Origin of the sequence: Caballeronia sp. LZ008, from assembly GCF_031451435.1 — a bacterium.
In the GTDB taxonomy this organism is placed as follows: Bacteria; Pseudomonadota; Gammaproteobacteria; order Burkholderiales; family Burkholderiaceae; genus Caballeronia; species Caballeronia zhejiangensis.
Map to the genome: position 1 here is coordinate 1,109,493 of NZ_JARUXK010000001.1, position 18,637 is coordinate 1,128,129.

Genomic DNA, 18,637 nt, shown 5'->3' on the forward strand with positions numbered 1-18,637 from the left:
ACGGCGTCATCCGCGCCGCGCGACCATGTCCGACACGCGCTGCGCCGCTTCCTGCAGCGGTTCGAGAAACGCCTTCACCATCTGCTTTGCGTTCTTGCGCTGCGCGTTGCCGCTGATGTTCAGCGCCGCGATCACGCGGCCTTGCCGGTCGCGGATCGGCGCGGACATCGAAATCAGTCCTTCCTCCAGTTCCTGATCGACGATTGCCCAGCCCTGGCGGCGCACCGCGGCGATGGCTTCCTTGAGCGCGCCCTTGTCGACGATCGTGCGCGGCGTGCGCGCGACCAGCGAACTCGCATCGAGCGCTTCGTCGAGGCGCGCTTCGTCGAGCGCGGCGAGCAGGACGCGGCCCATCGACGTGCAGAACGCAGGCAGACGGCTGCCGATCGACAAATTCTGCGTGATGATCTTGTGCGTCGGCACGCGCAGCACATAGACGATTTCCGCGCCGTTCAGCACGGCCGCCGAGCAGCTTTCGTGCACTTGCTCGACGAGATCTTCCATTACCGGTTCGGCCAGATTCCAGAAGGGCATCGACGTCAGATAGGCGAAGCCGAGGTCGAGAATCTTCGGCGTCAACTGAAAGAGACGCCCGTCGGCCTCGACATACCCGAGCGCCTGCAGCGTCAGAAGGATGCGGCGCGCGCCGGCGCGCGTAAGGCCGGTGGCCGCCGCGACATCCGTCAGCGTCTGCGCGGGGCGGTTCGCATCGAACGAGCGGATGACAGCGAGCCCGCGCGCGAACGACTGCACGTAGGCATCGCCGGGGCGCGCCTGCGCGTCTTGCGGCTCGGCATCCGGATTGAGCGTGGCTGAATTCTTCATAAGGCGTGTGATGAAAGCGCGAACGGACGGTCGACGCGAAGTTCGAGCTCGGTGAAAACCCCCACTTCGCGCATGCTTCGTTGACACGACAACGAATGCGGGACTAACATGCCGATGTTCGCTAAACGAATCCATGTTCGCATGACGAACATTTCAGCGCAAGTGTGCTGACGAGCAGGTAAACCCCAGTTCGAGACAGACAGGAACGGCAATGATCAACAAGATTTTCGATTCGCTCGCCTCGGCCGTCGCCGACGTCCACGACGGCGCGACCATCATGATCGGCGGTTTCGGCACGGCGGGCATGCCGTCCGAGCTGATCGACGCGCTCATCGAGCAGGGCGCGCGCGGGCTCACGATCGTCAACAACAACGCCGGCAACGGCGACACGGGACTGGCCGCGCTGCTGAAGGCGAAGCGCGTGCGCAAGATCATCTGCTCGTTCCCGCGTCAGACGGACTCGCATGTGTTCGACGCGCTCTATCGCGCGGGCGAAATCGAGCTGGAACTCGTGCCGCAGGGCAATCTGGCGGAACGCATCCGCGCGGCGGGCGCGGGCATCGGCGGATTTTTCACGCCGACGGGCTACGGCACGAAGCTCGCCGAAGGCAAGGAAACGCGCGTGATCGACGGCCGGCACTACGTGCTCGAAGCGCCGCTGCACGCGGATTTCGCGCTCGTGAAGGCATATAAGGGCGATCGCTGGGGCAATCTGGTCTATCGTAAAACTGCGCGCAACTTCGGTCCGATCATGGCGAGCGCCGCGAAAACGGCCATCGTGCAGGTCTCGAAGGTCGTCGCGCTCGGCGAGCTGGACCCCGAAAACATCGTGACGCCGGGCATTTTCGTGCAGCGCGTCGTCGAAGTACCGCAAGCCGTGCATCAAGCCGAACTCGCCGCTTAAGGAAGGACGAAAAGCCATGAAGAAACTCACTCGTGACGAAATGGCCAAGCGCGTGGCCGCGGACATTCCCGAAGGCGCGTACGTGAACCTGGGCATCGGCGTGCCGACGCTCGTCGCCAATCATCTCGCGGCGGACCGCGAGATCTTCCTGCACAGCGAAAACGGCCTGCTCGGCATGGGACCGGCGCCCGCCAAAGGCGAGGAAGACGACGAACTCATCAACGCAGGCAAGCAGCACGTCACGTTGCTGACCGGCGGCGCGTTTTTCCATCACGCCGATTCGTTTGCGATGATGCGCGGCGGCCATCTCGACTTCTGCGTGCTCGGCGCCTTCCAGGTTTCCGCGACGGGCGATCTCGCGAACTGGCACACCGGCGCGCCCGACGCGATTCCGGCTGTCGGCGGCGCGATGGATCTCGCGATCGGCGCGAAGCAGGTCTACGTGATGATGGAACTGCTCACCAAGCAGGGCGAGAGCAAGCTGGTCGACGCCTGCACGTATCCGGTGACGGGCGTCGCATGCGTGAATCGCGTGTACACGGATCTCGCCGTGTTCGACGTGACGCCGGAAGGCTTCGTCGTGCGCGAAATCGTCGACGGCCTGTCGTTCGAAGAGTTGCAGAAGCTGGCCCAGGTGCCACTGCAATACGCGCCGCTGACCGAAGCAGCCTGAGAGAATTCTGGAGACATTGAACATGAAAGAAGCTTTCGTATGTGATGCCATCCGCACGCCGATCGGCCGTTACGGCGGTTCGCTGTCCTCCGTGCGCGCCGACGATCTCGGCGCCGTGCCGCTGCGCGCGCTGGTCGAGCGCAACAAGGAAGTGGACTGGGAAGCCATCGACGAAGTGATCTATGGCTGCGCGAATCAGGCGGGCGAAGACAACCGCAACGTCGCGCGCATGTCGGCGCTGCTGGCCGGTTTGCCGGTCGGCACGCCGGGCTCGACGGTCAATCGTCTGTGCGGCTCCGGCATGGATGCGATCGGCGTGGCCGCGCGCGCCATCAAGTCGGGCGAGACGAGCCTGATGATCGCGGGCGGCGTCGAAAGCATGAGCCGCGCGCCGTTCGTGATGGGCAAGGCGACGAGCGCGTTCTCGCGTTCCGCAGAAATCCACGATACGACCATCGGCTGGCGCTTCATCAATCCGCTGATGAAAAAGCAGTACGGCGTCGATTCGATGCCGGAAACCGCCGAAAACGTCGCGGACGACTACAAGATCAGCCGCGCCGATCAGGACGCGTTCGCGCTGCGCTCGCAGCAGAAGGCGGCGCGCGCGCAAAAGGACGGCACGCTGGCGCAGGAAATCGTCGCGGTGACGATTCCGCAGAAAAAGGGCGATGCGCTCGTCGTCGACAAGGACGAGCATCCGCGCGAAACGAGCCTCGAAGCGCTCGCGAAACTGAAGGGCGTCGTGCGTCCGGACGGCTCGGTGACGGCGGGCAACGCGTCGGGCGTGAACGACGGCGCGGTCGCGATGCTGATAGCCGACGAGGAAAGCGCGAAGCGCAACGGCCTCACGCCGCGCGCGCGCATTCTGGGCTTGGCCACGGCCGGCGTGCCGCCGCGCGTGATGGGCATCGGTCCAGGTCCGGCCTCGCAGAAGCTGCTTGCGCGTCTCGGCATGACCATCGACCAGATGGACGTGATCGAGCTGAACGAAGCGTTCGCGTCCCAAGGTTTGGCGACGCTGCGCATGCTCGGCGTCGCCGATGACGATCCCCGCGTCAATCCGAACGGCGGTGCGATCGCGCTCGGCCATCCGCTGGGCGCGTCCGGCGCGCGGCTCGTCACGACCGCGAGCTACCAGTTGCATCGCACGGGCGGACGTTACGCGCTTTGCACGATGTGCATTGGCGTCGGCCAAGGCATCGCGATGATCATCGAGCGCGTCTGATCACATGTTTTCATCGACCGGACGTTTGACCGATCTCATTTGCGGCAACGCCGCCGCGAACGAGATCTGGTCGCCGCGCGCGACCGTGCAGGCCATGCTCGATGTCGAAGCCGCGCTCGCGCGCGCATCCGCGCTGCATGGCGTGATTCCGTCGGGCGCGGTGGATGCGATCGTCGCCGCCTGCGATGCCGATAACATCGACGCCGATGCGCTGATGACCGGCGCCGCGGCGGGCGGCAATCTCGCGATTCCGCTCGTCAAGCAACTGACGGCCGTCGTGAAGGCGCGCGACGCCGAAGCAGCCAAGTACGTGCATTGGGGCGCGACGAGTCAGGACATCATCGATACGGGCGTCGTGCTGCAATTGCGCGCGTTTCTCGATCTGATCGATGCGGATCTGCGCTCGCTCTCCGATGCGCTCGCCACGCAGGCGCAAGCCCACAAAAACACGCCGATGATCGGCCGCACCTGGCTTCAGCAGGCGCTGCCGATCACGCTCGGCCTGAAGTTCGCGCAATGGCTCGATGCAGTGACGCGTCATCGCGAGCGCCTCGGCGAACTGAGGTCGCGCGCGCTCGTGCTGCAATTCGGCGGCGCGGCGGGCACGCTCGCGAGTCTGCGCGACAAGGCCTTGCCGGTCGCGGCATCGCTTGCGCAGGACCTGAAGCTGGCGCTTCCCGCGTTGCCGTGGCACACGCAGCGCGATCGCATCGCGGAAACCGCGTCGTTTCTCGGCATGCTGACGGGCACGCTGGGCAAGATCGCGCGCGATGTCTCGCTGATGATGCAGACCGAGCTCGGAGAAGTCGCCGAACCGGCGGCCGCAGGCAAGGGCGGATCATCGACGATGCCGCACAAGCGCAATCCAGTCGGCTGCGCGGCCGTTCTGACCGCCGCGACGCGCGCGCCGAATCTCGTCGCGACGATCTTCGCGGGCATGGTCCAGGAGCACGAGCGCGCGCTCGGCGGCTGGCAGGCCGAATGGGAAGCGCTGCCCGATCTCGCGCGTCTGACGGCGGGCGCGTTGTCGAACATCGTGGGCATCGTTCCGTCGATGGAAGTCAATGTCGAACGGCTCGCACGCAATCTCGACGTGACCAACGGACTGATTCTCGGCGAAGCGGTGATGCTCGCGCTCGGCGACGCAATCGGCAGGCTCGACGCGCACAAGCTCGTCGAAGGCGCGTCGAAGGCGTCGGTGGCGAACGGCACGTCGCTCTTCGACGAACTCTTCTCGAACGAAACCGTCACGCGTCATGTTTCGCAGGATCAACTGAAATCGCTGCTCGATCCGGCGAATTACGTCGGACAGGCGCAGGCGTTCGTCGATGCCGCCATCGCGAACGCTCACTCGAAATAAGCAGGAACACACAGGAGCGGTAAAAACATGCCTCTTGCCGAAGTCAACGGAACACGGATTCACTATCGCATCGACGCGACGGCGGGCGACAACGCGCCGTGGCTCGTGCTGTCGAATTCGCTCGGCGCCGATGTCTCGATGTGGACGCCGAACATCGAGGCGTTCGCCGCGCGCTATCGCGTCGTGCGCTACGACACGCGCGGCCACGGTCATTCGGACGTGCCGCCGGGCCCGTACACGATCGATCAGCTGATCGGCGACGTGATCGGCCTGATGGATCATCTGAAAATCGAGCGCGCGAACTACTGCGGCCTGTCGATGGGCGGGCTGACCGGCATCGGGCTGGCGGCGCGTCATCCGGAGCGCTTCTCGCGCGTGGTGTTGTCGAACACCGCCGCGCTGATCGGCTCGGACGCCGTGTGGACGCCGCGCGCCGCGAAAGCGCGCGAGCCGGGCGGCATGCCCGCGCTGACCGACGCCGTGATCGCGCGCTGGTTTACCGCGCCCTTCATCGAGCGTGAGCAGCTCGAACTCGCGAATATCCGCGACGTGTTTCGCCACACCAACGGCGACGGCTACGCGTCGAACTGCGAGGCGATCCGCGACGCCGACCTGCGCGACGAAGCGAAGACCATCGCATTGCCCGTGCTTGTGATTGCGGGCACGCACGATCTGTCGACGACGGCCGAGCAGGGCCGCGAGCTCGCGGGTTATATCGGCGGCTCGCGCTACGTCGAACTGGACGCGGCGCATCTGTCGAACATCGAAAAGCGCGACGACTACACGCGCGCCGTCCTCGACTTCCTCGGAGAATAAAGATGACCGACGACGAACGTTACGAAGCCGGGATGAAAGTGCGCCGCGCGGTGCTGTCCGACGCGCACGTCGACCGCTCGCTTGCAAACCGCACCGAGCTGACGACCGAATTCCAGAACTTCATCACGCGCTATGCGTGGGGCGAAATCTGGACGCGCGACGGCCTGCCGCGTCACACGCGCAGCCTCATCACGATCGCGATGATGGTCGCGCTCAACCGCAGCGAAGAACTCGCACTGCACTTGCGCGCCGCGAAGAACAACGGCGTCACGCAAGACGAGATCAAGGAAGTGCTGTTGCAAACGGCGGTCTACTGCGGCGTGCCAGCGGCGAATTCGGCGTTCCACCTCGCGCAGAAAATCTTCGACGAAGAGAGCAAGGCGTAGTCGCGACGCGGAACCGATAAAAACCGTCTCCGGGAAACCGGAGACGGTTTTTTCCTTTGCGGACTCAGAACGCGTAGAACGGTCCCGGTCCTGCGGGCGTCGGGCGTCCTGCGAGCGCCGTGAACACGCGCCGTCCGTAGAAGAAAGGCAAGCCCCAGTCGAAGAAGCCGCTCGCGGATCCGGCGAGATTGTCGAAGGCGAAGTGGCCGGTGCCGAACAAGGTCGTCGATTGCGCGATGGTGAAGCTCACCGCGCTCTGCGCGCCGCTCGACGAACGGATCGTCGCGGCGATCGTCGTCGGCGTCGACGGGCAATACCACGCGCCGCACTTCGCGAGCGTCGCCGACGGGAAGAAGACGCCGTTCGATCCGCTATCGATGAAGCTCGAACCGTACTGGCTGCCGCCGAAATCCGTCGTGACGTAGCCGGACAGCGAACTCGCCTTGAGCACCGTGGCCGAGCCGAGCAGATTGTTCGACTGCGAGCCGATGCCGAAGGTCATCGTCCCCGTGACCGCCGATGCGCCGCTATCCGGCACGTCGGGCAGCTCGATCAGCACGCCGTTGTTGTCCGACGCGAAGTTCGCGACCGGATTGGTCACCTGCTGCGCGACCGCCAGCTTGCTCGCGGTGCAGTTGCCCGAGATGCAGCTGTAGTACCAGCGCGGCATCGCCGAGGTCGCGCATCCCGCGCCGCAGTCCGCGGTGAACGGTCCGACGCCGAGGATGCCGTTGCCGCGCAGGCTCGACGCGGAGAGCATCGGCAGGCCGGACTGGCCGCAGTCCTGCGCCGCGTTGCCTGCGGCGGAGTCGGCGATCAGGTGCACGGAAGTCGAGCGCGCGACCTGGCTCGCGAGCCGGATATCGGCCGTGCGGACCGCGCCCCACGTATAGCCTGAGCCGAACACGGCGCATTCCGCGATGATCGCGCTCTGGCTGCCGCCCGCAACGAGCGGCAACGCGATCGACGGACTGAGTGCGGACGCCAGCACTCTCAAGCCGTGCGAGCCGGTATCGACCTGAATGTCGTCGATGGTCTGGCATGTGTCCGTGCCCGGCACGCAGATCGTCACGCTGGTTTGCAGCATGTTGCGCGTGTTGGTCGGCGTGCTGGAAACATGGATGATCTGGACGTTGGGCGTCGTCGATTGCGCGACGGTCGTGCCGGTGGATGGGGACGACGCCGCGCTCGCGGGCGTCGCGGCGCTGGCCGTCTGGGGCGCGCTGGCCTGGTGAGGCGACGCGGCGGCGCTGCCGTTCGAGCCGCCGTCCGAACCTCCGCCGCCGCCGCAGGCGTGAAGCAGAACGCAAGTGCCGAGTGCGGCGATCGAGAGAAGGGCGCGTGGGTTCATGGCGGGCCTCTTACTGAATGTCCGTTGCGCTCACGCCCGGCGGCAGGGCGCTCGCAAGCCATGCGCGGCCGATGAATTCGCGCAGCCGCATGCGATTTTCGACGACGAGATCGCCCGCGGCGACATGCGCCGCATGCAGGCCCGCATCGCCGACCGACGCGCTCGCGCCTTGCCTGAACGTCTCGAAATGGCTGCCGAGCAGCGTGCGGACGTCCGGCATCGCCGGGCCGCGCCAGGACACCGCGTACACCGTGCCGCTCGAATCGACATACTCACGCACGACGATGCCGTCGGCATCGGTCGTTTCGTGGAATTTCACGAGGCCGCTCTGCGCCTGATGCACGACATCGCCCTGCGATGCGCTCGACGCGCGCCCGGCGGCACCGAGCTGCGCGTGGGCATTAGCCGACGCGCCGATCGCCAGAATGGTCAGGCACGCGGTCGCGTAGTGAGGAATTCTGATTTTTCTCATGACGTTCTCTCCGTTAATTAGGACTCTTCTTATTTTCGAGATGCGATTTTAGGAGGAAGTCAGAAAAAACTGATACACGTCGATGTTTTCCGCGCGAAACGGGCGCATGCGCGTAGGAGAAAAAGAAGTCTCTATGAATCAAAAGGTTACGCAGATCGAAAAGCCGAATTGCCGTTTTTCGCGATTGTCATAAATTGTCAATTCGATGCGGAGCGGCTTAAATGGAAGTTTGAGGCGCGCCTTTTGGCTGCGCGTAGTCTGCTTTCGTCATTGAAAGGCAACGTTTAATGGGCGCGCTGCGCAGCCTTGCCGGAAGCCGTCGTGACCTCTTTTTTGTCACGGCGCACGGCGGACCGGTAAAATAACGGGTTGATCCACGGAAGAACGCCCGTGGCGTAGCGGAAGGACTTCTCCAAATGACAGATTTTCGTGTAACGAAGCGGATGGCTGCGCTTTTCGCGGTGGCCGGAATCGTGGCGGGATGTGGCTCGTCCAATCCCAACGCGTTCAACTACAAGAGCGATCAGCGTTCGAAACAGGTGTCTCTCGCCGTGCCGCCGAACCTGCTCGACGAAGCGGCCGATCAGCGTTCATTGCCGCCGCAGGGCGGGCAGGCATCGCTGTCCGATCTGCAGCAGATTCAGAAAGTCGCACCGAACGCGCCCACGGTGGTTCCGCCGGTGTCGGGCATGCGCGTTCAGCGCGACGGCACCGAGCGCTGGCTCGTCGTCGATGGCAAGACGCCCGATCAGGTGTGGCCGCAGGTCCGCCGTTTCTGGCAGGAGCAGGGCTTTCTGCTCGTCGTCGATCAGCGCGACAAGGGCGTGATGGAAACGGACTGGAACGAAACCCATCCGCAGATTTCCGACGGCCTGATCCGCGACACGCTCGCCAAGGCAACCGGCAACTCGTATGTCACGGCCGAGCGCAACAAGTACCGCACGCGCCTCGAAGCGGCGCCGAACGGCGGCACGTATGTGTTCATCAGCCAGAAGGGCATGCGCGAGGCGCTGACCGGCGTGAACAATGACACGAGCCAGTGGCAGGCCCGCCCGAACGATCCCGCGCTCGAGAACGAATACCTCAAGCGCCTGATGTCCTCGCTCTCGCTGGCCGACCAGCGGGCGGCTTCCGGCGGCGCAACGCCGCTCGACGCCCCGGCCGCCGGTGCTGCGGGCGCGCAAGCCGCGAAGGGCGGCGATGCGAAGGCTGCGTCGGTCGCGGCGCAGAACGCCGCGTACGCGGGCAATTCGCCGATCCGCAACGAAGTCGTGCCCGAGGCCGCATCGTCGCAACTGACCTTGCCGGAAGCGTACGACCGCGCGTGGTTGCGCGTGGGCATCGCGCTCGATCGCGCCAACTTCACGGTGGACGACCGCGACCGCAGCAAGGGCGTCTATTACGTGCGCTACGTCGATCCGACGGACAAGTCGTCGGCGGAACAAGGCTTCTGGAGCCAGGTGTTCCACGGCCGCAAGGAAATGAAGGCGAAGCAGTATCAGGTCAACGTGCGCGCCGTCACCGAGCAGCAAACGCGCGTGGCGATCGTCGACGACAAGGGCGAAGTCGATTCGTCGCCGCAAGCTCGCCAGATCATGGCGCTGCTCGCCGACCAGATCAGCTGATCGTTTTCCGCGCCGATCCGCAGAAACCGCCTCCTTCGCGAGGCGGTTTTTTTACGCCGTCGATGCCGCCGCCGGGCGCGCAAACGATTTTTTCAGCGCGCACGGAAATGCGAGCGACGCGTAAATATTGCGCAGACAATTCTTTCTATCGGGAAATGTGCGCAAAAGCTTATAGAAATGAACGCCCGGACAGTACATTGCATCAGTGGCGTAAATCACCCGCCGGAAGTTCCACGAAGCGCGCGTATCACGCACGTTGTACCTGACAAACAGACGATTGGTTCGCGCTGCGCGAACCCCGATGGCCCCGTCGCCTATCCTCGTAGGGCGACGGTTTTTGCCCGCGTTTCTCTTGGAACGCGGGCTTTTTCTTTGGCTTGCAGATCGGGCGTTTTCGGCGACATGCGCGATGCGCGGTTATGCTCGTGCTTCCATCGTTCAAGTAAGAAAGGAGAAGCTCATGTCGGAAGTTGCCGTCGTCGCGATCTTTGTTGCCAAACCGGGCAAGGAAGAGGAACTGAGGGAAGTGCTGGAAGCGAACGTCGAGCCGACGCGCAAGGAGGCGGGTGCGCTGCAATACGACTTGCACCGCGACCTGAAGGAGCCGCGGCGCTTTATCTTCGTCGAGCGCTGGGAGAGCGAGGCCGCGCTCGCGAAGCACGGCGAAACGGCGCACATCCAGACGTTCCGCGCCAAATCGCCGGACTTGTGCGAGCACGGCGAAGTCCGTGTCGCGAGCAAGATTCTCTGACGGACCGGACAGCGCTTTTAATGCGTTTCTTGCGGGACGTCGAGGATCAGGATGATGGTCCAGTCGGCGTCGCCGTCGTGATGATACTGGCGCTCCGCGACGATGAACGGCTGCTGCTTGCCGGACGGTCCGAGGAACAGCACGTCGCCTTCCATCGGCAGGCATTCGACGGGCGGCAGCGCCAGATACGAGTCCTTGTTCGCGTTGCGCGGCATCAGTTTTTCGATCTTGCGCGATGCCGCTTCGGTCCATTCGATATCGAGCTGGATATTGCTCATGCTGTCGTTCGCACGATGAGTGCGCTCCACGGTTGAATCGTTGAAAAGACGATGCGCAATGTAGCACACGCCGTGCGCGATCCATGCGGCGTGCCAGACGAAAAAACGGCCCGAAGGCCGTTTTCCGTTCGTGCGCGAGACGGCACGAAACGCTCAAATTTCCTCGTACAGCGGCAGCGTCAGAAACTCGGTGAAGTGCGCCGAAGTCGACATTTCCTCGAAGATTTTCGCCGCGCGTTCGTAGGGCTTCGTGTCCGCGCCCGACGCGCTGACCGCCTGCTTCACCTTCTCCAGTTCGTCGATGGTGATCTCGCGCACCATCGATGCGGTGACCTTGCGGCCGTCGTCGAGCTTGCCCTTCGGCGAGCGGATCCATTGCCACACCTGCGAGCGCGAGATTTCGGCGGTCGCGGCGTCTTCCATCAGATTGTGGATCGGCACGCAGCCATTGCCCGCGAGCCACGAACCGAGATAGTGGACGCCGACGTTCACGTTGTTGCGCACGCCCGCTTCGGTGATCGGCTCTTCCGGACGGAAGTCGAGCAGATCGTGCGCCGTCACCTGCACGTCGGTGCGCTGCTTATCGATCTGGTTGGGCTTGTCGCCGAGCACCTTCACGAACTCTTCCATCGCGACCGGCACGAGGCCCGGATGCGCGACCCAGCCACCGTCGTAGCCGTCAGAGGCGTCGCGCGCCTTGTCGGAGCGCACGCCGCCCATCGCTTTGTCGTTCGCGGCCGGATCGTTCTTGATCGGAATCAGCGCCGACATGCCGCCGATCGCCGGCGCATTGCGTTTGTGGCATGTCTTCAAAAGTTCGAGCGCATAGGCGCGCATGAAGGGCGACGTCATCGTGATCTTCGCGCGGTCGGCGAGGCAGAAGTCCGTGTCGTTCTTGAACTTCTTGATCGCCGAGAAGATGTAATCCCAGCGGCCCGCGTTGAGACCCGAGCTATGCTCGCGCAGCTCGTACAGGATTTCGTCCATCTCGAACGCGGCGAGAATCGTTTCGACGAGCACCGTCGCGCGAATCGTGCCGCGCGAGATGCCGATGGCCTCCTGCGCCGCGACGAAAATGTCGTTCCACAGACGCGCTTCAAGATGGCTTTCCATCTTCGGCAGATAGAAGTACGGACCGCTGCCGCGCGCGATCAACTCCTTCGCGTTGTGAAACAGGAAGAGCGCGAAATCGAAGATGCCGCCCGACACGCGCTCGCCATCGACGGTGACGTGCTTTTCGTCGAGATGCCAGCCGCGCGGACGCACGATCAGCGTCGCGATCTTGTCGTTGAGCTTGTACGACTTGCCGTTCTGTTCGAGCGAAATCGTACGGCGCACGGCTTCCTTCAGATTGACCTGGCCGACGATCTGGTTGTCCCAGTTCGGCGCATTCGAATCCTCGAAGTCGGTCATGTAGGAATCCGCGCCGGAGTTGAGCGCGTTGATGATCATCTTGCGCTCGACCGGACCGGTGATCTCGACGCGACGGCATTGAAGATCTGCCGGCAGCGGCGCGACCTTCCAGTCGCCTTCGCGGATCGATTTCGTTTCTTCGAGGAAGCTCGGGCGCTCGCCCGCATCGAGACGCTTCGTGCGCTCGACGCGCGCAGCGAGCAATTGCTGGCGGCGCGGCTCGAACTGGCGATGCAGCGACGCGACGAACGCGAGCGCTTCGGGCGTCAGGGTGGTCTCGTAGCCGGGCTTGATATCGGCTGAGATGGCCATGCCTTTCGGAAGCGAAAGCGGATTCGATGGATGCGTCATGGTTTTCTCCTTGGTCGGTCAGACGGTTTTGCTAGTGGTTGTGCGTGAAGCGTTGCGCTGCCTGCTTTTCGGCTGCGTGATCCGGCGAGAGTTGGCGACGGCGCGCACCGCGCCGCCTTCGATGAAAGCGATGAGATCGGCCATGCCGCGGCCGCTGCCGTGCGGCGCGACGCCCAGTTCCTCGGGCGGCAGCGCGGCGCGGTTGATCCAGAAAGTCGTGTAGCCGAACCATGTTGCGCCGGCGACATTCCAGCCGTTGCTCGACGCGAATACGATGTCGCGCGCGCTGGCGTCGAAGGCTCGGGTGCCGACCGCGTAGGCGGCGGGCGCGGGCTGGTAGGCGCGCGCTGCATCGACCGACAGAACGTAATCGAAGAGGCCGCTCATGCCGGCGCTTTTCACGGCGATGTCGAGCATCGGCGGATTGCCGTTCGACAAAATCGCGAGCGGAATGGCGAGGCCGTCGCGCAACGCTCTGAGCGCGGGCAGCGTGTCGGGGAACGCGGAAAGGCACGCGTATTCGTCCATCAGGCGCTTCTCGGCGGCGCTCGTGAGCGCATCGGCGAGGTTCAGGCGTGCAGCCGCGTGGCGCAGCGCATCGATCGTGATTGTCCAGAACGGCTCGTAGTGCGCGCCCGACGGATCGGCGAGCGTGCGCAGTTGCGTGTACTCGATCTGCTTGCGGCGCCAGAGCTTCGAGAGTGCGTCGCCGTGGCCGGGAAAGAGCTGCTCGGCCGCCGCGACGACCGAGTGGACGTCGAAAAGCGTGCCGTAAGCGTCGAAGATGACTGCGCGGGGGAGCTTGGACAACTCGCGGGAAAATTCGCTGGACGATGCGTGTGTCGTTATGGCCGACATAGCCTTGCGCTCCGTTTAGAGGTCGGAATCGATTGTATTCGTGATCTAAGTGATGGAAAAAGCGCCGCAGCATCAATTGATCTTTTACTTTTACTTACCTAATATGTGGTTCAACACCGATATTGACGACGAACGCGCATGGATCGATTCAAGCAGATAGAAACCTTCGCTTCGGTCGCGGCGAAGGGCAGCCTGTCGGCGGCGGCACAGGCGGAGGGCATCGCGCCGGCCGTCATCGGACGCAGGCTGGATGCGCTCGAAGAGCGGCTCGGCGTGAAGCTGCTCGTGCGTACGACGCGCCGAATCACGCTGACCTTCGAAGGCTCCGCGTTTCTCGAGGACTGCCAGCGCATCATCAACGACATGCAGAACGCGGAGGCGAGCGTGTCGGCGGGCGGCGTGAAGGCGAGCGGGCATTTGCGCGTCTCGGCGCCGGCGGGCTTCGGACGGCGTCACGTCGCGCCGCTCGTGCCGAAGTTCACGACCTTGCATCCGGACGTTTCCGTGAGTCTCGACCTGACCGACCGCATGGTCGATCTCGTCAACGAAGGCTTCGACTGCGCCGTGCGTCTCGGCGAGTTGCCGGATTCGTCGCTGGTCTCCTTGAAGCTCGGGGAGAACCGGCGCGTGTGCGTCGCGTCGCCGGAGTATCTGGAAAAACGTGGCGAGCCCGCCGATCTCGCCGCGCTCGCGCATCACAATTGCCTGGCACTCGGCGCGTCGGCGAATCAGCAGCGTGGCTGGGTGTTCGAGCAGGACGGCAAGGTTGTCACGATCAAGGTTTCCGGCACGATGGAATGCTCCGACGGCGCCGTGCTGCACGAATGGTGTCTCGAAGGCCGCGGTCTCGCGTGGCGCTCGTGGTGGGAAGTCGGCGATGACATCGACGCTGGCCGCCTCGTCAGCGTGCTCGATGCGTACGCCGCGCCGCCGATCGGCATTCACGCGGTGTTTCCGCAGAGGCGGCATCTGCCGTTGCGCGTGCGATTGTTTCTCGATTTGCTCAAACATACCTATAACGCGACGGGATATTGGGGTTGACTGCGAGCCGGTGAAAGCTTCGGAATCCTATGCGCGGCGTCGCATCGCCGCGCGGGTACATCGAAATTGCTCTGCGCCGGCGCCCGTTACTACAATGGAATCACGCACCATCAACTGACGGGGGAGGACGCCATGTTCAAACACATCCTCGTGCCGACCGACGGCTCGGAGCTATCGCAAAAGGCCATCGACGGCGCGATCGATCTTGCGCAATCCGTCGGTGCGCGCATCACGGCTTACGCGTGCCTGCCTCAGTATCCGTATTCGCCATTCGCCGATGTCGCCGTCGAGCCGCCCGACGATTTTCACGCCCGCGCCGAGAACGAAGCCCGCGAACATCTGCGCGCGGTCGAGCGCGCCGCGGAAAGCGCCGGCGTGCCCTGCACGAGCGTGACGAGCATCGATGCGGCGCCGTATATCGGCATCATCGAGGCGGCGGAGCAAAATGGTTGCGACGTGATCCTGATGGCGTCGCACGGACGGCGCGGTCTCGGCAGTCTGCTGATCGGCAGCGAAACGCAGCGCGTCCTGACGCATACGAAGATTCCGGTGATCGTGTATCGCTAGCGAGCGGCGTTCCCCGGCGCGTGGCTGCGCGCGCCGGGACGCCGCTTCTTTTCACCACTCTCCCTGATTCGCCTGCTGAAGCCGTATTACGCGACCTTCTTGTCGAAGAACTGCTCGTCTTCGGTCGAGCCGTGCAGGGCGGTCGTCGATGCTTCCTTCTCGACCGTCTGCGTGACCGCGTCGAAGTAGCCGGTGCCCACTTCGCGCTGGTGCTTGACGGCCGTGAAGCCCTTGTCGGCGGCGGCGAATTCGGCCTGCTGCAATTCGACGAACGCGCTCATCTGCGAACGGGCGTAGCCGTGCGCGAGGTTGAACATCGAATAGTTCAGCGCGTGGAAGCCCGCCAGCGTGATGAACTGGAACTTGTAGCCCATCGCGCCCAGTTCGCGCTGAAACTTGGCGATGGTCGCGTCGTCCAGATTCTTCTTCCAGTTGAACGACGGCGAGCAGTTGTACGACAGCATCTTGCCGGGGAATGCCTTGTGGATCGCCTCGGCGAACTTCTTCGCGTATTCGAGATCCGGCTTGCCCGTTTCGCACCAGACGAGATCGGCGTAGGGCGCGTAGGCGAGGCCGCGCGAAACTGCCTGCGCGAGACCCGGCTTCGTGCGGAAGAAGCCTTCCACCGTGCGCTCGCCGGTGAGGAACGGCTTGTCGTTGTCGTCGATGTCGGACGTGACGAGATCGGCGGCTTCGGCGTCCGTGCGGGCGATGAGCAACGTCGGCACGCCGCACACGTCCGCGGCCAGCCGCGCGGCCGACAGCTTCGCCACATTCTCGCGCGTCGGCACGAGCACCTTGCCGCCCATGTGACCGCATTTCTTGACCGACGCCAGTTGGTCCTCGAAGTGCACGCCCGCGGCGCCGGCTTCGATCATCGCCTTCATGAGTTCGAACGCGTTCAGCACGCCGCCGAAACCCGCTTCGGCATCGGCGACGATCGGCGCGAAGTAATCGATATAGCCTTCATCGCCTGGATTCTTGCCTTCCGACCATTGAATCTGATCGGCGCGGGTGAGCGTGTTGTTGATGCGCTTCACGACGAGCGGCACCGAATTCGCCGGATACAGCGACTGGTCGGGATACATTTCACCCGCGACGTTGGCATCTCCCGCCACTTGCCAGCCCGACAGATAGATCGCCTTGAGGCCGGCCTTGACCTGCTGCATCGCCTGATTGCCGGTCAGCGCGCCGAGCGCGTTGACGAACGGCTCGTCGTTGATCGATGCCCACAGCCGTTCGGCGCCGCGTCGCGCGAGCGTGTGCTCCGGCTGCACCGAGCCGCGCAGACGGACGACGTCATCCGCCGAGTAGCCGCGCTTGATGCCCTTCCAGCGCGGATCGGTTTCCCATTGCTGCTGGAGTTGCTGGGCTTGTTGTTGACGTGAGGTCATGGCGAATCTCCCTGAGACTGGACTGATGTTCCTGAATCGCATGAGCGGCGCCGAATCGGCGTTCTGCGTTTGCTCAACTCTTATATAAGAGTGTAGGCTAATGCGATTTTCCGAAACACCTCTCTGACAGAGAATTCTGGTATATTTTCCTTGTTTAAAATCAACGAGATACGATCCGAATATCGTATTGCGGAACGGCGTTTTCTATCTTGCAACCGCCGGTTTTGTGCCGCGCAGCACCGCTTTTGCGACGCAAAAGAGCATTGCGCATGGTGAAATATGGCGACGGGGCGAAAAAAAACCGATGCACGAGGCATCGGTTTTTCTTTTCGCAACGGGGAAGCGGTATCAGGAACCGCTTCCCGCAAGCAGCTTAGTTGCCGCGGCGCGGGGCGCGCGGGCCGTCGTTACGGCGTGCGCTGTAGCCGTCGCGCGAGCCGTAGCCGCCTTCGCGATTGCCACCGCGATAGCCGCCGTCGCCGTTGCCGCCACGGTAGCCGCCATCGCTGTTGCCGCCGCGATAACCGCCGCCATCGCGATAACCGCCTTCGCGAGAACCTGCATTCGACTTGTTGCCATAACCGCCGGCGTTGCCCGGACCGTAACCACGGCCACTGCTGCTGCCGCCGCCATTGCCACCGAAGCGACGGCCACCGCCGTTACCGCCCGGACGGCCACGGCCGCCGCCGAAACCACCCTTCGGCGGCGCCTTGCGCGGTTCGAAGCCTGCGACGACGTTCACCGGCAGCGGCGCGCGCACGAAACGCTCGATGCGCTTCAACGCGCCCATTTCGGCGTAGTGCACGAGGCTCACCGCCGTGCCGCTGCGGCCAGCACGGCCGGTACGGCCGATACGGTGCACGTAGTCTTCCGCGAACTTCGGCAGGTCATAGTTGAAGACGTGCGTGATACCCGGAATGTCGATGCCGCGCGCGGCGACGTCGGTCGCGACCAGTACGCGCACGCGGCGCTCGCGCAGCGCGCGGATCGTCCGGTTGCGCGCGCCTTGCGGCAGATCGCCGTGCAGCGCGGCGGACTCGAAGCCCGCGTCGGCGAGACGGTTGGCGATCAGATCCGCGTCGCTCTTCGTCGCCGTGAAGACGATCGCCTGATCCAGGCCTTCGCCGCGCAGCAGATGATCGAGCAAGCGGTCCTTGTGATCGCGGTCATCGACGTAATGCACGGTCTGCGCGATGTTGCTCTTCGCTTCGAGCTTCTGGACGATCTCGATGCGCTCCGGATCCTTCAGCAGGCGGCCGGTCAGCGACGTGATCTTGCTATCGATGGTCGCGGAGAAGAGCAGCGTCTGGCGCGAGGCGGGCGTCGCGTCGACGATCGTTTCGATGTCTTCGATGAAGCCCATGTCGAGCATGCGATCGGCTTCGTCGAGCACGAGCATGTTGAGTTCCGACAGGTCGATGCGGCCGCGTTCCAGATGGTCGATCAGGCGGCCCGGCGTCGCGACGAGAATCTCAGGGTTCTTCGCGAGGAGCATGAGCTGCTGGCCGTACGCGACACCGCCCAGAATGCTGACGGTGCGCAGGCGGCGCAGATGCTTGCCGTACGTGGTCGCGGCGGTGGAAACCTGCATCGCGAGTTCGCGCGTCGGCGTGAGCACGAGCAGCTTCGGGCGCGCGATCGGCTGCGGACGGCGGCCACGCGCTGCGTTCGGGTCGCGCGGCGCGCGCGGCTGTTGCGCTTCCAGCTTTTGCAGTTGCGCGAATTTTTCGATGGCGGGCAGCATGAACGCGGCCGTCTTGCCCGAACCGGTCGGGCTGGAGACGAGCAGATCGCGGCCGGCGAGCGCGGCGGGAATCGCGCGCTGCTGCACGGGCGTCGGGGATTCGTAGCCCGCAGCGGTCAGCGCGGACACGATATCGGCGGAAAGGCCGAGCGATTCGAAAGTGGGGCCGGCGGGCTTGTCGGCGGGTGCGTCGGTGGTCGGGGTATCGGCCGAGGGGGTGATGCCAATGTTTGCTGCGAGATTGTCCAACGGGCTAGCGGTGAAGCTCGAAGTCATGTCGATCCTTGAAACGAGGAATAAGGCGTCGGCGCCAATCGGCATACCCAGGTCGTTGGATTCAGCGAGCGAAGAAACAGCGAGCAAATCGAAAAACGTAGGCTACTCGCGCGAACGTGCGGCGAGTATCTTTGTTAGAAGCTGTATCGGATACGGCAGGCTCGATCGTTCCGAAGAGAACGACGGGCGCTGACGTCAGCCTGATGCATGACGGGCCGAGAAACGTGCTGCGCGCAAATGCGACGCAAAGGCCTGGCAGGAAGGGGACAGTTTCTAAACTGGATTGGAGCGAAACGCTACGAAGCGCCTTGCTGCGTGGGACTTGCC

General features: G+C 64.0%; 18 protein-coding genes. 10 read left to right on the top strand and 8 right to left on the bottom strand.

The genetic code is table 11. The features are described from left to right. Positions 1-6 precede the first annotated feature (6 nt). On the bottom strand, positions 7-825 hold the full coding sequence (locus tag QCE49_RS05250) for an IclR family transcriptional regulator (RefSeq protein WP_008350176.1): 819 nt from the start codon (positions 823-825) through the stop codon (positions 7-9). A gap of 211 nt (positions 826-1,036) precedes the next feature. Here QCE49_RS05250 and QCE49_RS05255 point away from each other — a divergent pair, with 211 nt between their 5' ends. From QCE49_RS05255 to pcaC, 6 genes are read left to right on the top strand one after another with little or no spacing between them, the layout of a single operon-like run. Then, positions 1,037-1,729 (top strand): 3-oxoacid CoA-transferase subunit A, encoded by a 693-nt coding sequence (locus tag QCE49_RS05255; RefSeq protein ID WP_008350174.1) that lies wholly within the window; start codon positions 1,037-1,039, stop codon positions 1,727-1,729. Between the two features lie 16 nt (positions 1,730-1,745). Continuing rightward, positions 1,746-2,402 carry a 3-oxoacid CoA-transferase subunit B gene (locus QCE49_RS05260; RefSeq protein ID WP_250456420.1) on the top strand — a complete coding sequence of 219 codons (657 nt, stop codon included), beginning with the start codon at positions 1,746-1,748 and terminating at the stop codon, positions 2,400-2,402. A gap of 22 nt (positions 2,403-2,424) precedes the next feature. Next, positions 2,425-3,627: a 3-oxoadipyl-CoA thiolase gene (pcaF, locus tag QCE49_RS05265; protein ID WP_250456418.1), complete on the top strand. Its 1,203-nt coding sequence runs from the start codon at positions 2,425-2,427 to the stop codon at positions 3,625-3,627. 4 nt (positions 3,628-3,631) lie between these two features. Then, complete coding sequence (locus QCE49_RS05270; protein WP_244808010.1) at positions 3,632-4,987, top strand: 3-carboxy-cis,cis-muconate cycloisomerase; 1,356 nt, start codon at positions 3,632-3,634, stop codon at positions 4,985-4,987. A 27-nt stretch (positions 4,988-5,014) separates the two neighbouring features. Beyond that, positions 5,015-5,803, top strand: a complete 789-nt coding sequence (gene pcaD / locus QCE49_RS05275; RefSeq protein ID WP_175979964.1) for a 3-oxoadipate enol-lactonase — start codon at positions 5,015-5,017, stop codon at positions 5,801-5,803. A 2-nt stretch (positions 5,804-5,805) separates the two neighbouring features. Then, positions 5,806-6,189, top strand: a complete 384-nt coding sequence (gene pcaC, locus QCE49_RS05280) for a 4-carboxymuconolactone decarboxylase (RefSeq protein WP_008350165.1) — start codon at positions 5,806-5,808, stop codon at positions 6,187-6,189. 64 nt (positions 6,190-6,253) lie between these two features. Here pcaC and QCE49_RS05285 read toward each other — a convergent pair whose 3' ends face one another. Together QCE49_RS05285 and QCE49_RS05290 are read right to left on the bottom strand one after the other, a co-directional pair. Then, positions 6,254-7,540, bottom strand: a complete 1,287-nt coding sequence (locus tag QCE49_RS05285) for a DUF3443 domain-containing protein (protein WP_284508265.1) — start codon at positions 7,538-7,540, stop codon at positions 6,254-6,256. A gap of 10 nt (positions 7,541-7,550) precedes the next feature. Continuing rightward, positions 7,551-8,012 carry a DUF2844 domain-containing protein gene (locus QCE49_RS05290; RefSeq protein ID WP_008350161.1) on the bottom strand — a complete coding sequence of 154 codons (462 nt, stop codon included), beginning with the start codon at positions 8,010-8,012 and terminating at the stop codon, positions 7,551-7,553. Between the two features lie 416 nt (positions 8,013-8,428). Here QCE49_RS05290 and bamC point away from each other — a divergent pair, with 416 nt between their 5' ends. Together bamC and QCE49_RS05300 are read left to right on the top strand one after the other, a co-directional pair. Beyond that, entirely contained in the window at positions 8,429-9,637 is a 1,209-nt protein-coding gene (bamC, locus tag QCE49_RS05295) for an outer membrane protein assembly factor BamC (protein ID WP_034472024.1), read from the top strand. A gap of 460 nt (positions 9,638-10,097) precedes the next feature. Continuing rightward, on the top strand, positions 10,098-10,388 hold the full coding sequence (locus QCE49_RS05300) for a putative quinol monooxygenase (protein ID WP_008350158.1): 291 nt from the start codon (positions 10,098-10,100) through the stop codon (positions 10,386-10,388). A 17-nt stretch (positions 10,389-10,405) separates the two neighbouring features. Here QCE49_RS05300 and QCE49_RS05305 read toward each other — a convergent pair whose 3' ends face one another. The 3 genes from QCE49_RS05305 to QCE49_RS05315 all read right to left on the bottom strand — a co-directional run bounded on the left by QCE49_RS05305 (position 10,406) and on the right by QCE49_RS05315 (position 13,288). After that, positions 10,406-10,666 (bottom strand): hypothetical protein, encoded by a 261-nt coding sequence (locus QCE49_RS05305; RefSeq protein ID WP_008350156.1) that lies wholly within the window; start codon positions 10,664-10,666, stop codon positions 10,406-10,408. A gap of 153 nt (positions 10,667-10,819) precedes the next feature. Further along, on the bottom strand, positions 10,820-12,430 hold the full coding sequence (gene aceB / locus QCE49_RS05310) for a malate synthase A (RefSeq protein ID WP_250456417.1): 1,611 nt from the start codon (positions 12,428-12,430) through the stop codon (positions 10,820-10,822). An 18-nt stretch (positions 12,431-12,448) separates the two neighbouring features. Next, positions 12,449-13,288, bottom strand: a complete 840-nt coding sequence (locus tag QCE49_RS05315; RefSeq protein ID WP_250456416.1) for a haloacid dehalogenase type II — start codon at positions 13,286-13,288, stop codon at positions 12,449-12,451. A 138-nt stretch (positions 13,289-13,426) separates the two neighbouring features. On the opposite strand from QCE49_RS05315, the gene QCE49_RS05320 reads away from it, so the two are divergent. Together QCE49_RS05320 and QCE49_RS05325 are read left to right on the top strand one after the other, a co-directional pair. After that, entirely contained in the window at positions 13,427-14,329 is a 903-nt protein-coding gene (locus QCE49_RS05320; RefSeq protein ID WP_034472020.1) for a LysR family transcriptional regulator, read from the top strand. A 132-nt stretch (positions 14,330-14,461) separates the two neighbouring features. Further along, positions 14,462-14,896: a universal stress protein gene (locus QCE49_RS05325; RefSeq protein WP_008350148.1), complete on the top strand. Its 435-nt coding sequence runs from the start codon at positions 14,462-14,464 to the stop codon at positions 14,894-14,896. Positions 14,897-14,982: 86 nt separating this feature from the next. On the opposite strand, the gene aceA is transcribed toward QCE49_RS05325, so the two are convergent. Both aceA and QCE49_RS05335 read right to left on the bottom strand, forming a co-directional pair. Continuing rightward, positions 14,983-16,290 (bottom strand): isocitrate lyase, encoded by a 1,308-nt coding sequence (gene aceA, locus QCE49_RS05330; RefSeq protein ID WP_008350146.1) that lies wholly within the window; start codon positions 16,288-16,290, stop codon positions 14,983-14,985. 373 nt (positions 16,291-16,663) lie between these two features. Further along, positions 16,664-18,310: a DEAD/DEAH box helicase gene (locus tag QCE49_RS05335; protein ID WP_250456415.1), complete on the bottom strand. Its 1,647-nt coding sequence runs from the start codon at positions 18,308-18,310 to the stop codon at positions 16,664-16,666. Positions 18,311-18,637: the final 327 nt, after the last annotated feature.